We start from the raw sequence: 13347 nt of genomic DNA on the forward strand, positions 1-13347 counted from the left end.
TCTCCTGCAATGACTTCGATATTCACAATTCGCTGTCGACCCAGGCACGGATGAGGTGATGCGCGATGGCGCCTTTCGGCGGCGTGACCAGGGCGTGGGGGTGCGCACGGTCCAGCATCAGGCGCACCTCGTCGCGCAAAAACCAGCGGCAGTCCTCCAACTCGTCGAGATCGGCCTGGATGTCGTCGTTGAGCGGCTCGCCGAAGCAGCCGATCATCAGCGAATAGGGAAACGGCCAGGGTTGGCTGGCGTGGTAGACGACGCGGCCGAGCCGTATTCCGGCTTCCTCCAGCGTTTCGCGGCGCACCGCCGCCTCGATCGTCTCGCCCGGCTCGATGAAGCCGGCAAGCGCCGAATACATGCCCGGCCCGAAATGCCGGCCGCGCCCGAGCAGGCATTTCTCCCGCGTCGCCGTCAGCATGATCGCCACCGGGTCGGTGCGCGGAAAATGCTCGGTGCCGCAATTGGGGCAATGGCGTTTGTAGCCACCCGCCCGCATCTGCGATTCGGTGCCGCATTTGCTGCAGAAGCGGTGGCTGGCGTGCCAGGCCAGCAGGGCCGCCCCTTGCGCCATCGCGCCGGCGGCGGCCTCGTCGATCAGTCCTTGCATATAGACCGAGCGGTAATCGATCGCCTTGACGGTTTCAGGCAACTGTTCGGCATCGATGCCGGCCAGGACCGCCAGCACCGGCCCCTGTTCGGAAAACCCGAGCAGGACACTTTGATCGAAGGAAGGGTTGAAAGCCTCGCTCTCGGCGATGCGGTACCAAGGGTCGAAACGGCCATCCGTCAGTTTCAGGTGGAGCCGGCCGCCATTCATCAAAAGCAGCCGTGTCGTCGGATCGGCCAGCGCTTTGTCGACCGAATCGTCTGCGCGGTTCTCGGATTGCCGGTCGATCGTGTTGCCGGCAAAGCCGACGAACTGGCTCGGCTCGCGCAGGGGCGCGTCAAACAGGCGGAAGCTCATAGGGACTCTGGTGCTTTGGGATGGACATGCTTGGGATGGACACGGGGAAGGCTTATAGCGCCGCCCTTATCGTTTCGGCAAACCGGCGCAGGTCGGAAGGCTCATAGGGCTCGCGCAGGCCATGTCCCCACACCGGGCCGGGCCAGCCGGGGTCGCCCTCGGATCGTGCGATGATGTGGACATGCAGTTGGCGCACGATGTTGCCGAGCGCGCCGGTGTTGATCTTGGTGCAGCCGCTCACCTTCTTCAGCGCCTGCGCCACCATGTTGGTCTCGAAGGTCAGCATCGCCTGGTCGAGCGGCGTCATGTCGTGGATTTCCTCCGCGCCCGGGCGCTGCGGCACGAGGAGCAGCCATGGCCAGCGGCGGTCGTTCATCACCCGCAATTCGCACAGCCCAAGCCACATCAACTGCTCGCTGTCAGCCTCCAGCCGGGCATCCAGCGTGAATCCGGCCTTCAGGCCCGGCAGCATCGGCGTTTCCCTTGCTTTTCTTGGCTTCCTCAAACCCTGAACGCTAAAGCGGCTGCACCGGGGCTGCAAGCGAATCTCGTGGTTCGCGGTGCCGATTTGCCTGCGCACTTGCATTTCGTCGCGCAATTGCCGATATGGACAGCGGGAGGTTGGTGGTGGACGATCCACTCGCCAACCGGGTCAGGTCCGGAAGGAAGCAGCCCTAACGAGCCCGGAACGGGTCATTGTTCCAGCCTCCCACCTCATCGGCCCTCCCCGCGACATTGACGACGCATTGCAGCGCGGGCGAGACTATGCGCAGGAATCGGCGCCTTTGGGCGGCCTTTTGGAGCTTAACGGGCGAATGAGCGAAGCCGGAAATTCGGGGTCCGACAGTCTGGCGACAAGCAAGGCCGCTGCCTATCGCGTGCTGGCGCGCAAATACCGCCCGTCGAATTTCTCCGAGCTCGTGGGCCAGGAGCCGATGGTGCGCACCCTCACCAACGCCTTTGCCACTGGCCGCATTGCCCAGGCCTGGATGCTGACCGGCGTGCGCGGCGTCGGCAAGACCACGACGGCGCGCATACTGGCGCGAGCCCTGAATTATAAAACCGCCACCGTTGACCAGCCCTCGGTCGACCTCGCCGTGCTTGGCGAGCATTGCCAGGCGATCATGGAAGGCCGCCATGTCGACGTCATCGAGATGGACGCCGCCTCGCACACCGGTATCGACGACATCAGGGACATCATCGAGCGCGTGCGCTATGCGCCCGTCTCGGCCCGCTACAAGGTCTACATCATCGATGAAGTGCACATGCTGTCCACGCAGGCCTTCAACGGCCTGCTGAAGACGCTGGAAGAACCGCCGCCGCACGTCAAGTTCATCTTCGCCACCACCGAGATCCGCAAGGTTCCGATCACCGTCCTGTCGCGCTGCCAGCGTTTCGACCTGCGGCGCATCGACGCCGGCGCGCTGGTCGCGCATCTCTCCTCGATCGCCGGCAAGGAAGGCATTTCAGTCGACGATGACGCGCTGGCCATGATCGCGCGCGCTGCGGAAGGTTCCGCACGCGATTCGCTCTCCATTCTCGACCAGGCGATCGCCCATGGCGCCGGCTCCGTCAGCGCCGAGGCCGTGCGCGCCATGCTGGGGCTCGCCGACCGCGCCCGCATCGTCGATCTGTTCGAATATGTGATGAAGGGCGATGTGGCGGCGGCACTCGGAGAATTCCGCGCGCAATACGACACCGGCGCCGATCCGGCCGCCGTGCTCATCGATCTGGCCGAGTTCAACCACCTCGTCACCCGTTTGCGCTTCGTGCCGACCGCCATGGACGATGCCTCGCTGTCGCAGGACGAGCGTCAGCGCGGCGCCGATTTCGCCAGGGCGCTTTCGGTCCGCGTGCTGTCGCGGACCTGGCAGATGCTGCTCAAGGGCATTCCCGAGGTGCAGTCCTCCAACCGGCCGGTCAGTGCCGCCGAAATGGTGTTGATCCGGCTGGCGCACGCCGCCGACCTGCCGACATTGGACGAGGCGCTGAGATCGCTGGAGAGCGGTGCTTCGACGACTGGCGCCGCGCCGCGCCCGAACGGCGCGCCCGTGAACCCCGGCAATGGCGGTGCAGGCGGCAATGGCGCCAGCGCCGTGGCGCAGGCGCGCATGCCTGGCGGGTCGGGCGGCGCGCAGACCATGCGGCTGGTCGAGGCCACGCCCGCTCCGGCCGCCTTCGTAGCGCCCCCGCAACCTGCGCCGGAGACGCAAGCTGTACCGCTGAAATCGCTGGCCGACATCGTTGCCCTCGCCGACGCGCAGCGCGACATCGCCTTCAAGGTGCTGGTCAAGCGCTGCATCCGTCTGATGCACATCGAACCCGGCCGCATCGACGTCAGCCTGACCGATGACGCGCCCAAGATGCTGCTCAACGAGCTGACGACGAAACTGCGCGCCTGGACCGGCCGCAGCTGGCTGGTGTCGCTGTCGAAGGAAGACGGCGGCCAGACGTTGGCCGAAATGGAATCGACGAAGCGTGAAAACGCCTTCCTCGACGCCAGGAACGACCCGACCGTGGCCGCCATCCTGGCCCGCTTTCCCGGCGCCAAGATCATCGATGTGCGAATTCCCGATACGCCGGACGCCGACGCGACCGACGCTGAAATGCCGGTCGAGCCGCCGGCCGATGACGACGAACCCTGATATCCAGCACTAATCCGCAAAGGATCGGACCATGAAAGATCTTCTCAGCCTGATGGGCAAGGCGAAGGAAATGCAGGCCAAGTTCCAGGCCATGCAGGATGAGATCGCCACGGTCGAAGCCGTCGGCCAGGCCGGCGGCGGCCTGGTCAGCATCACGTTGAGCGGAAAGTTCGACATCAAGTCGCTGAAGATCGACCCGTCTTTGTTTAGGGAAGACGAGGTCGAAATCCTCGAGGATTTGATTCTTGCCGCGCACAATGACGCCAAGGCCAAGGTCGAGCAGATCATGCAGGAAAAGACCAAGGCGTTGACCGCCGGCCTGCCCATCCCGCCGGGAATGAAACTGCCCTTCTAGGCGTTCGGTGCGCCCATGATCGGCGAGCCGTCAGAAAGACTGATCGAGCAGCGTATCCGCAACAGGATCTACGAGATTCTGGAAATCCTCGCCGATTGCGATGCGGGTGTCGATCTCGTCGGCATCAAGGGCTACTTCAATCTCTTCGAGGATTTCGTGCACCGCCCGTCGATCGAGGCCGGCACGTCGGCGCTTTCGAAGGATGAACGCGCCGTCGTGCTGGAAATCGCCGAGTTCCTGGAGGCGGCCTCCGAAACAAATCCTGATTTCACCAAGGCCGAGTTCATCGACAGCGACTGGCCGGGCAAGATCGCGCCGGCGGCCAGGGAGGCGCGGGCGCTGTTTCTCAGGCGGGGCCTGTTTTCAGAGACGGTCGAAGAGGTCGAACCCGGTCGGCCGGCAGCAATCGGCGCCGGGCGATAGGCTATTCTGGGAAGCCGTGGCGCGCTCTTCCCGGCAAAAGCGCATGGCGTTTACCCCAGCGGAATTGCGGCAAAATGAAGAAAAGGCGGTCATCGTCCGTGTGAAACGACGGCCCGATCCATCTGGAAAGCCTCGATTTGTGTCAATTCGGCAACAGTCCGCCGTTAATAACGTTTTGGCCATCATTTTGCCCGAAAGTGTCTCATTCTTGCCGCAGCCTGGGGGCGGGCATTGAAGTGAGAGGGTTACCTGTTGATAGCCACGCGATGGAAGACGCCGCTGTTGCTCGGCGTCGTCACGTCTCCCCTTTTCTTGGCCGCTTGCAGCCAGACCACCTCGCACGGCATGTCGGTCGCCAGCCTGACCGACGCCATCACGCCGAGCTTCCTGAGTTCGCGCGCCTACAGTCACACGCCCAAGGACAGGGAATGCCTGGAACGGGCGATGTTCTTCGAATCCAACCGGTCGAGCCGCGATGGCATGATCGCCGTCGGCACGGTGGTGATGAACCGGCTGCGCTCGGGCAATCATGGCAGCACCATCTGCCAGGTGGTGGGCGAGCCCGGGCAGTTCGCGCCGGGCGTCATGACCAGGGCGATGAATTCACGTGCAATGCCCGATGTCGAGGAGGCCGCCGACGCCGTGCTCAAGGGCGAGCGCAAGGCCAAGCTCAAGAACACGATGTATTTCCACACCGCCGGCCTGCGCTTCCCCTACAAGAACATGCACTACACCATGGTTGCCGGCGGCAATGCCTTCTACGAAAAGCGCGGCCGCAGCTGGCAGCCGCTGCCGGATGAGCCGATGGTCGCGTCGGCCGAGTCGCCAGCCGCGTTGCCGGGAGTACCCGCGACGCGTGTCGCGTCCGTCGAGATGGTGCGCCCGGCCAAGGCGACCGCCCGCACTGCTCCGGCAGAACAGGTCTACATGACCGCAGCGGCGGAACCGGCCAAGCCGGCGCCCGCCCGCACTGCCCCCGCGCAGCAGACCTATCTGACCGCATCCGCGGCGCCGTCGGCAAAGTCCGCGCGAGTCCAGGCGAAGCCGATCGAAATTGCGATGCAGGAGCCGATGGAAGAGCCTGATGCCGCACGTTTTGGCGGAACCTTGAACAGCGGAACCTCGAACAAAAGGGTCATCTCCTCGGTCCAGGACGCTCCGCAGGAAGCATCGATGGGATTTCAGTCGACGCCTGAGAACACCGACGCCATAGGCGCGATGATCGTCAGCCAGGGTCGCCCGCTCGAAACCAACTGATTCTCGCATGGCAGCATGGCGGACCGTGCGTCGACAGGGATGTTTCAAACCGCTCTGAAAAATCCTAGATCAGTGCGATGTCCAAGCGAATCGCAGGTCCCGAGATCGAACGCCTGATCCAGCTTCTGGCCAAGGTGCCGGGGCTTGGCCCCCGTTCGGCCAGGCGCGCGGCGCTGCACCTGATCAAGAAGAAGGAACAATTGCTGTCGCCGCTCGCCGCCGCCATGGGCGAGGCCGCCGACAAGGTGCGCATCTGCTCGACCTGCGGCAATATCGACACCTCGGACCCCTGCATGATCTGCACGGACACACGCCGCGATGTCGCCACCCTGATCGTCGTCGAGGACGTCTCGGATCTCTGGGCGCTGGAGCGGGCGGCGGCGATGAATGTGCGCTACCATGTGCTCGGCGGCACGCTGTCGCCGCTCGACGGCATCGGCCCCGATCAGCTCAACATCCGGTCGCTGGTCGACCGCATAGCCGGCGGCGAGGTCAAGGAGGTCATCCTCGCCGTCAACGCGACGGTCGAGGGCCAGACCACCGCGCACTATCTCACCGATCAGCTCTCCGGCTTCGAGGTCAAGATAACGCGTCTGGCGCACGGCGTGCCGGTCGGCGGTGAACTCGACTATCTCGACGAAGGTACTCTGGCCGCCGCGCTGCGCTCGCGAACGGCGTTTTGACCAGATCCGCGGAGAGATGCACACGATGACCGTCACGCATCTTTCGAGGCAGGTGGTGCACGCCCCCCAACCTCTCAGGTTGGCTTTGCTTTCCTTTCTGGCCGCACTCCTCGCCGTCTTCCTCACCATCCCCGCATCCGCCGCCAAGATCGACGACCAGTTCCGCGCATGGCTCCAATCCGACCTCTGGCCCGACGCCAAGGCGAAAGGCATTTCCAAAAGCATGTTCGACGCCGCGTTCACCGGCATCAAGCCCAATCTCGATCTTCCCGACCTTGTCTTGCCAGGCGAGAAGCCGAAGACGCCGCAAAAACAGCACCAGGCCGAGTTCGGTTCGCCCGGCGCCTATTTTGCCGAGAAGACGGTTCGTGCGGTGACATCGGGTGGACGCACCCGCGAAGCCGCCAATGCCCGCACGCTTACCGCGATCGAAAAGCGTTACGGCGTGCCGGGTGAAATCCTTCTGGCGATCTGGGGCCGCGAGACCGGATTCGGCGCGGCGAAGATGCCCTACGACGCCTTCGAGGTGCTGGGCACCAAGGCGTTCATGTCGACGAAAAAGGATTTCTTCCGCACCGAGCTGCTGGCGGCGCTGGAAATCGTCGAACGCGGGCTGGCCCCGGTCGGCGCGATGAAATCGTCCTGGGCCGGCGCGCTCGGCCAGCCGCAATTCATGCCGACCTCTTTCCTGAAACATGCTGTGGATTTCGACGGCGACGGCCGCGTCGACATCTGGAATTCGACGCCTGACGTGCTGGCCTCGATCGCAAATTACCTTGTCCATTATGGCTGGGTGAGGGGACGCGGTTGGGGTTTCGAGGTGACCGTTCCCGAGAGCGTCTCCTGTTCGCTGGAAGGCCCGGACCAGGGCAAAAGGATTTCGCAATGGGCCGCCATGGGCATCAAGCGCGTGGGCGGCAAAGCGTTCCCGGCGAGCGAGCTGAAGACGGAAGGTTTCCTGCTGATGCCGGCCGGCCGCAGCGGCCCGGCCTTCATCGCCACCCCCAATTTCTATGTGCTGAAGGAATACAACACCAGCGACCTCTATGCGCTGTTCATCGGCCACGGCGCCGACCGCATTGCCCATGGCGATCAGAATTTTTCCGGTAGCTGGGGTCCGGTCGGCGATCTCCACCGCTCCGATATCGCCGCCTTGCAGCGGACCCTTAAAGCCAAGGGCTATGATGTTGGCAGCGCCGACGGCCTGCCTGGCTTCAAGACCCGCCGCTCGATCGGCAGATGGCAGGAAAAGAATGGTCAGGCGGCCACCTGTTTTCCTGATGCCGGTCTCGTCGCCGCGCTGAAATAGCTTCGAAATTTTAGCAGATTTTTCACGATCCGCGGCGTCATTTGGCCGGCGCATGCGTCGACACGCCGCCGTGCATTCTGCTCCATTGAGGCTGTCTCGCAAATCCTCGTTGCCGGGCCGGGTGTCGCCGGATAAGGTATTGACCAACTGGACAAAAACCACGACGTTGGTGGCTCAGAGGCTCTCGTCGAGCCTTGAAAGAACACCGCAACCCTGAGCCGGGAACTCAGGTCAACAAACAACAAAACAGGGAACAATCACCATGATGATGGAAAAGCTTGCTCTACGATCCCGCACCTTGCTTGCGGGCGCCGCGGTGTCGGCGCTGCTTCTGGCCGGCGCGCCGGCTGGCGCGGTCACGCCCGCCGACACGCTAGTCGAAGGTTTTGCCATCGACGACATCATCTCGATGGATCCGGGCGAGGCGTTCGAGCTGTCGACCGCCGAAGTCACCGGCAACACCTATGACCTTCTTGTCCGCCTCGACCTCAGCGACACCTCCAAGGTCAAGCCCGATCTCGCCGAAAGCTGGACCGTCTCCGACGATGGCCTGACCTATACGTTCAAGCTCAAGCCGGGCCTGAAATTCGCTTCCGGCAACCCGATCACCGCCGCCGACGTCGCCTGGTCTTTCGAGCGTGCCGTCAAGCTGGACAAAAGCCCGGCCTTCATCATCGATCAGTTCGGCATCAGCGGCGACAACGTCACCGAAAAGGCCAAGGCGGTCGACGACACGACCTTCCAGTTCACCGTCGACAAGGCATACGCGCCAAGTTTCGTCCTGAACTGCCTGTCGGCCACCGTCGCCTCCGTTGTCGACGCTAAGCTGGTCAAGGAACATGTCGCGGCGGTGACGCCGAGCGCCGACTACAAATGGGATAATGACTTCGGCAATGCCTGGCTGAAGACAGGCTATGCCGGCTCGGGCGCCTACAAGCTGCGTGAATGGCGTGCCAACGAGGCGGTCGTCATGGAGCGCAACGACAATTATTACGGCGAAAAGGCCAAGCTCGCCCGGGTCATCTACCGCAACATGAAGGAAAGCTCGGCCCAGCGCCTGGCGCTTGAAGCCGGCGACATCGACGTTGCCCGCAACCTCGAGCCGAACGACCTCGACGCCATCGCCAAGAACGCCGACCTCACCACCACCAGCGCGCCGAAAGGCACCGTCTACTACATCAGCCTCAACCAGAAGAACCCGAACCTCGCCAAACCCGAGGTCCGTCAGGCCTTCAAATACCTTGTCGACTATGATGCCTTGAGCTCGACCATCCTCAAGGGCATCGGCGAAATCCACCAGACCTTCCTGCCCAAGGGCGTGCTCGGCGAACTGGACGAAAACCCGTTCAAGCTCGACGTCGCCAAGGCCAAGGAACTGCTGGCCAAGGCAGGCCTGCCCGACGGCTTCAGCGTCACGATGGATGTACGCACCGGCCAGCCGACCACCGGCATGGCGGAATCGATCCAGCAGACGCTCGGCCAGGCTGGCATCAAGCTGGAGATCATTCCGGGTGACGGCAAGCAGACGCTGACCAAATACCGCGCCCGCAACCACGACATTTATATCGGCAATTGGGGCCAGGACTATTTCGATCCGAACTCCAACGCGCAGACCTTTGCCTCGAACCCGGACAATTCGGATGCAGGCAAGTCCCACACGCTCGCCTGGCGCAACAGCTGGGACATTCCGGATCTGACCAAGGAAACGGAAGCGGCACTCCTGGAGAAGGATTCGGGCAAGCGCGCCGATATGTACAAGGATCTTGAGAAAAAGATTCTCGACACCAGCCCCTTCGTCATCATCCACCAGCAGCTGGAAGTCGCGGGTCTGCGCAAGAACCTCAAGGGCTTCGCGCTCGGTCCGAGCTTCGACACCAACTTCGTCGGGCCGGTTTCCAAGGAATAGTGTTCGCGGACACGCCGCATGAGCGCGATTGAAAACGAGGGCGGGCGCGGCAGCGCCCGCGCCGTCGCCCTTGCATCATCGCTCGGCCGTTTCCTGGTCATTGCGGTGACGACCTATCTTGGTCTTCTCGCGGTCACCTTCTTCATTGGCCGCGTCATCCCGATCGACCCGGTGCTCGCCGTTCTGGGCGACCGGGCACCCGCCAATGTCGTGGAGCGCACGCGCCGCGAGATGGGCCTCGACCTGCCGTTGATCGAGCAGTTCTATATCTATGTGAAACACGCGCTGAGCGGCGATTTCGGTATCTCGGTGCTGACCACAAACCCCGTCATGACCGACATCCGCCGCGCTCTTCCCGCTACGACGGAACTTGCGACATTGGGGACACTGATCGGCGCGCTGTTCGGTGTGCCGCTCGGGGTGCTGGCCGCGGTCAAACGCGGCAGTCTCATCGATCAGATCGTGCGCATCATCGGCCTGATCGGCTATTCCGTACCCATCTTCTGGCTGGGTCTGCTGGGTTTGGTGCTGTTCTACGCCAAGCTGCAGTGGGTGGCCTTCCCTGCACGGCTCGACATCGTCTACGAATACACTTTCACGCCGATCACCGGTTTCTACCTGCTCGACTCCGCGATGCAGGGACAGTGGGACGTCTTTTACGACGCCTTCCGTCACATCATCCTGCCGGCCTCGCTTCTCGGCTATTTCTCGCTCGCCTATATCAGCCGCATGACGCGCTCGTTCATGCTCAATGAGCTCGCCCAGGAATATGTCGTCGCGGCGCGCGCCAAGGGCCTGTCGGAAACGCGCATCATCTGGGGCCACGCGTTGCGCAATGCCGCCGTGCCGATGGTGACCGTGATCGCGCTGTCCTATGCCGGGCTGCTCGAGGGCTCGGTACTCACCGAGACCGTCTTCTCCTGGCCGGGCATCGGCCTCTACATCACCAACTCGCTGCAGAACGCCGACATGAACGCGGTGCTCGGCGGTACCATCGTCATCGGCTCGGTGTTCATCGGCATCAACCTTCTGTCCGACCTGCTCTACCGTGTACTCGACCCGAGGACCAAGACAGGATGAGTAGAGGTATTTCGGGCTTGGCCGCGGCCAGTCACCCCCACTCCGGCCCTTCGGGCCACCTCTCCCCCTGCCCGGGGGAGAGGAAAAGGCGGTCGCATGCTTGGCGCCTTTCCTTTCCCCCGTCGAACCGGGGAGAGGTGGTCTGCGAAGCAGACCGGAGTAGGGGTCTACAGCTTCAATGGGCATCGTCATGACCGTCTCCGACGCCCGCCCCTTCTCCCGTCGCGAATGGTTGCTGTCGGAGCGGCCGGCATCGCGCATGCAGGCAAGGCTCGGCCGCGCCTATGTCGCGTGGCGGCGCTTTTCCGCCAATCGTCTGGCCTTTGTCGGTCTGCTGATCATCATCGCCCTGCTGCTCGTCGCCGCCCTTGCCGGTGTGCTGGCGCCGTATTCGCCGACCTTCGGTGACTTGAAGAACGCGCGGCTGCTGGCACCGAGTGCGCAACACTGGTTCGGCACCGACGACCTCGGCCGCGACATCCTTTCGCGCATTCTCTACGGTTCGCGTTGGACCCTCTATGTGGTCATTCTGGTCGCCATCATCGCGGCTCCCATCGGTCTTCTGGTCGGCACCGTCGCCGGCTATGCCGGCGGCTGGACCGATGCCATCCTGATGCGCATCACCGACATCTTCCTCGCTTTCCCCAAGCTGATCCTGGCGCTGGCCTTTGTCGCCGCCCTCGGTCCCGGCATCGAGAACGCGGTGCTCGCCATCGCCATCACCTCCTGGCCGCCCTATGCCCGAATTGCCCGCGCGGAAACGCTGACCGTGCGCAATTCGGATTACATCAAGGCGGTGCAACTGATGGGCGCCTCGCCCTTCCGCATCGTGCTGCGCCACATCATGCCGCTCTGCATCTCCTCGCTGATCATCCGCGTCACGCTCGACATGGCCGGCATCATCCTGACCGCCGCCGGCCTCGGCTTCCTCGGCCTTGGCGCGCAGCCGCCGCTGCCCGAATGGGGCACCATGATCGCGTCGGGGCGCCGCTTCGTGCTCGACCAATGGTGGGTGGCCGGTGCGCCGGGCTTCGCCATCCTCATCGTCAGCCTCGGCTTCAACCTGCTTGGCGACGGCCTGCGCGACGCACTCGATCCCCGGAGCGGTGACCAATGAGCGGCCAGACGGGGACACTGCTTCAGGTAGATGATCTGCGGGTCACCTTTCCGACCCGTACCGGCATGATCGAGGCGGTGCGCGGCGTCTCCTTTTCGCTCGGCCGCGAACGGCTCGGCATTGTCGGGGAGTCCGGCTCGGGCAAGTCGCAGACGGGCCGCGCCATCATGGGCCTGACACCGCCGCAAGCCCGGATATCGGCCAGCAAATTGACCTTCGACGGCATCGACCTGCTCGGCGTCTCGGCACGCCAACGCCGGGCGCTGCGCGGCAACCGCATCGCCATGATCCTGCAGGATCCGAAATATTCCCTCGACCCGGTAATGAGCATCGGACGCCAGATCGTCGAGACTTTGCGCACCCATGAAAGGGTCGGCAAGGCCGAGGCGCGCGAGCGCGCGCTGGCCATGCTGGAGGCGGTGCAGATCCGCGATCCCAAACGTGTCTTCGACCTGCATCCGCACGAAGTGTCCGGCGGCATGGGCCAGCGCGCCATGATCGCCATGATGCTGATCGCCGGGCCGGAAATGATGATCGCCGACGAGCCGACCTCGGCGCTTGATGTCACGGTGCAGCTCGACGTGCTCGGCATTCTCGACAGGCTGGTCGCAGAGCGCGGCATGGGGCTGATCTTCATCTCGCACGACCTGCGCCTGGTCTCGTCCTTCTGCGACCGCGTCATCGTCATGTATGCCGGCAAGGTGGTCGAGCAGCTCAAGGCTTCGGAACTCAGCCAGGCGCAGCATCCCTACACGCGCGGCCTGCTCAACTGCATGCCCAAGATCGGCGCCGACCGTCACCCGCTGCCGGTGCTCGACCGCAAGCCGGAGTGGGCGGCATGACTTCCGCGATTGCCGTCGACAGGCTGGAGGTGATCTTCGACCGCTTCCGCGCGTTGAAGGGCGTCAGCCTCGATGTGCAGCCGGGTGAATCCTTCGGCCTGGTCGGTGAATCCGGCTCAGGCAAATCGACATTGCTGCGAGCCATAGCCGGCCTTGCGCCGGTCGCATCGGGCAGCATCACCGTCAACGGCAAGACGCTCGGCACGCGCCGCGACAAGGCTTTTTACCGCGAAGTGCAGATGGTTTTTCAGGATCCGTATGGCTCGCTGCATCCGCGCCAGACCGTCGACCGCCTGCTCCAGGAGCCGCTTGCCATCCACGGCTTTGCCGATGGCGAAAGACGGATCGAACGCGCTCTCGACGAGGTCGGCCTCGGCAACGGTTTTCGCTTCCGTTACGCGCACCAATTGTCGGGTGGCCAGCGCCAGCGCGTGGCGATCGCGCGCGCGCTCATCCTCGAGCCCTCGATCCTGCTGCTCGACGAGCCGACCTCGGCGCTCGACGCCTCGGTGCAGGCCGAAGTGCTCAACCTGCTGGAGGAAGTCCGTCGGCGGCGCAAGCTGACCTTCCTGATGGTCAGCCACGACCTCGCCATCATCACCCACATGTGCGAGCGGCTGATGGTGATGCAGGGCGGCGAGGCGGTGGAGAATCTGGTGGCGAACGACCTCGTCGAGCGCCGCGTGACGAAGGATTATACGCGCAACCTGCTCAGGGCGAGCGACGGGTTTGTGAGAACCGCCTCCGAGCAAGTTTGACGATA

At 63.7% G+C, this 13347-nt stretch carries 13 protein-coding genes and 1 other RNA gene; 12 read left to right on the forward strand and 2 right to left on the reverse strand.

The genetic code is table 11. The annotated features are described in order from the left end of the window. Positions 1-22: 22 nt before the first annotated feature. Complete coding sequence (gene nudC / locus O7A60_RS10380) at positions 23-967, reverse strand: NAD(+) diphosphatase (RefSeq protein ID WP_337106170.1); 945 nt, start codon at positions 965-967, stop codon at positions 23-25. A 52-nt stretch (positions 968-1019) separates the two neighbouring features. Beyond that, a complete protein-coding gene (locus tag O7A60_RS10385) occupies positions 1020-1439 on the reverse strand; it encodes an HIT family protein (RefSeq protein ID WP_027142073.1) in 420 nt (139 codons plus the stop codon). Positions 1440-1583: 144 nt separating this feature from the next. On the opposite strand from O7A60_RS10385, the gene ffs reads away from it, so the two are divergent. The 12 genes from ffs to O7A60_RS10445 all read left to right on the forward strand — a co-directional run bounded on the left by ffs (position 1584) and on the right by O7A60_RS10445 (position 13342). Beyond that, an RNA gene (gene ffs, locus O7A60_RS10390) (signal recognition particle sRNA small type) lies at positions 1584-1680 on the forward strand. A 102-nt stretch (positions 1681-1782) separates the two neighbouring features. Next, entirely contained in the window at positions 1783-3612 is a 1830-nt protein-coding gene (locus tag O7A60_RS10395) for a DNA polymerase III subunit gamma/tau (RefSeq protein ID WP_337106172.1), read from the forward strand. Positions 3613-3643: 31 nt separating this feature from the next. After that, a complete protein-coding gene (locus O7A60_RS10400; protein ID WP_337106174.1) occupies positions 3644-3967 on the forward strand; it encodes a YbaB/EbfC family nucleoid-associated protein in 324 nt (107 codons plus the stop codon). 15 nt (positions 3968-3982) lie between these two features. Further along, positions 3983-4390, forward strand: a complete 408-nt coding sequence (locus tag O7A60_RS10405; protein ID WP_337106175.1) for a hypothetical protein — start codon at positions 3983-3985, stop codon at positions 4388-4390. Positions 4391-4642: 252 nt separating this feature from the next. Next, complete coding sequence (locus O7A60_RS10410) at positions 4643-5647, forward strand: cell wall hydrolase (RefSeq protein WP_337106176.1); 1005 nt, start codon at positions 4643-4645, stop codon at positions 5645-5647. 77 nt (positions 5648-5724) lie between these two features. After that, positions 5725-6330, forward strand: a complete 606-nt coding sequence (gene recR / locus O7A60_RS10415) for a recombination mediator RecR (protein ID WP_337106177.1) — start codon at positions 5725-5727, stop codon at positions 6328-6330. Between the two features lie 25 nt (positions 6331-6355). Next, a complete protein-coding gene (locus O7A60_RS10420; RefSeq protein ID WP_337106178.1) occupies positions 6356-7639 on the forward strand; it encodes a lytic murein transglycosylase in 1284 nt (427 codons plus the stop codon). Positions 7640-7901: 262 nt separating this feature from the next. After that, positions 7902-9545: an ABC transporter substrate-binding protein gene (locus O7A60_RS10425; protein ID WP_027142066.1), complete on the forward strand. Its 1644-nt coding sequence runs from the start codon at positions 7902-7904 to the stop codon at positions 9543-9545. A gap of 18 nt (positions 9546-9563) precedes the next feature. After that, a complete protein-coding gene (locus O7A60_RS10430; RefSeq protein ID WP_027142065.1) occupies positions 9564-10625 on the forward strand; it encodes an ABC transporter permease in 1062 nt (353 codons plus the stop codon). 190 nt (positions 10626-10815) lie between these two features. Then, a complete protein-coding gene (gene nikC, locus O7A60_RS10435) occupies positions 10816-11742 on the forward strand; it encodes a nickel transporter permease (protein ID WP_337106180.1) in 927 nt (308 codons plus the stop codon). After that, positions 11739-12584: an ABC transporter ATP-binding protein gene (locus O7A60_RS10440; protein ID WP_337106181.1), complete on the forward strand. Its 846-nt coding sequence runs from the start codon at positions 11739-11741 to the stop codon at positions 12582-12584. The genes nikC and O7A60_RS10440 overlap by 4 nt, the downstream gene beginning before the upstream one ends. Further along, positions 12581-13342 (forward strand): ABC transporter ATP-binding protein, encoded by a 762-nt coding sequence (locus O7A60_RS10445; RefSeq protein ID WP_337106182.1) that lies wholly within the window; start codon positions 12581-12583, stop codon positions 13340-13342. The genes O7A60_RS10440 and O7A60_RS10445 overlap by 4 nt, the downstream gene beginning before the upstream one ends. Positions 13343-13347: the final 5 nt, after the last annotated feature.

Origin of the sequence: Mesorhizobium salmacidum (SeqCode), assembly GCF_037179605.1 — a bacterium.
GTDB classification, from domain to species: Bacteria; Pseudomonadota; Alphaproteobacteria; order Rhizobiales; family Rhizobiaceae; genus Mesorhizobium; species Mesorhizobium salmacidum.

Coding starts and splice junctions, on each gene's coding strand:
- nudC (WP_337106170.1), bottom strand. CDS start 967: ATGAGCTTCCGCCTGTTTGACGCGCCCCTGCGCGAGCCGAGCCAGTTC.
- O7A60_RS10385 (WP_027142073.1), bottom strand. CDS start 1,439: ATGCTGCCGGGCCTGAAGGCCGGATTCACGCTGGATGCCCGGCTGGAG.
- O7A60_RS10395 (WP_337106172.1), top strand. CDS start 1,783: ATGAGCGAAGCCGGAAATTCGGGGTCCGACAGTCTGGCGACAAGCAAG.
- O7A60_RS10400 (WP_337106174.1), top strand. CDS start 3,644: ATGAAAGATCTTCTCAGCCTGATGGGCAAGGCGAAGGAAATGCAGGCC.
- O7A60_RS10405 (WP_337106175.1), top strand. CDS start 3,983: ATGATCGGCGAGCCGTCAGAAAGACTGATCGAGCAGCGTATCCGCAAC.
- recR (WP_337106177.1), top strand. CDS start 5,725: ATGTCCAAGCGAATCGCAGGTCCCGAGATCGAACGCCTGATCCAGCTT.
- O7A60_RS10420 (WP_337106178.1), top strand. CDS start 6,356: ATGACCGTCACGCATCTTTCGAGGCAGGTGGTGCACGCCCCCCAACCT.
- O7A60_RS10425 (WP_027142066.1), top strand. CDS start 7,902: ATGATGATGGAAAAGCTTGCTCTACGATCCCGCACCTTGCTTGCGGGC.
- O7A60_RS10430 (WP_027142065.1), top strand. CDS start 9,564: ATGAGCGCGATTGAAAACGAGGGCGGGCGCGGCAGCGCCCGCGCCGTC.
- nikC (WP_337106180.1), top strand. CDS start 10,816: ATGACCGTCTCCGACGCCCGCCCCTTCTCCCGTCGCGAATGGTTGCTG.
- O7A60_RS10440 (WP_337106181.1), top strand. CDS start 11,739: ATGAGCGGCCAGACGGGGACACTGCTTCAGGTAGATGATCTGCGGGTC.
- O7A60_RS10445 (WP_337106182.1), top strand. CDS start 12,581: ATGACTTCCGCGATTGCCGTCGACAGGCTGGAGGTGATCTTCGACCGC.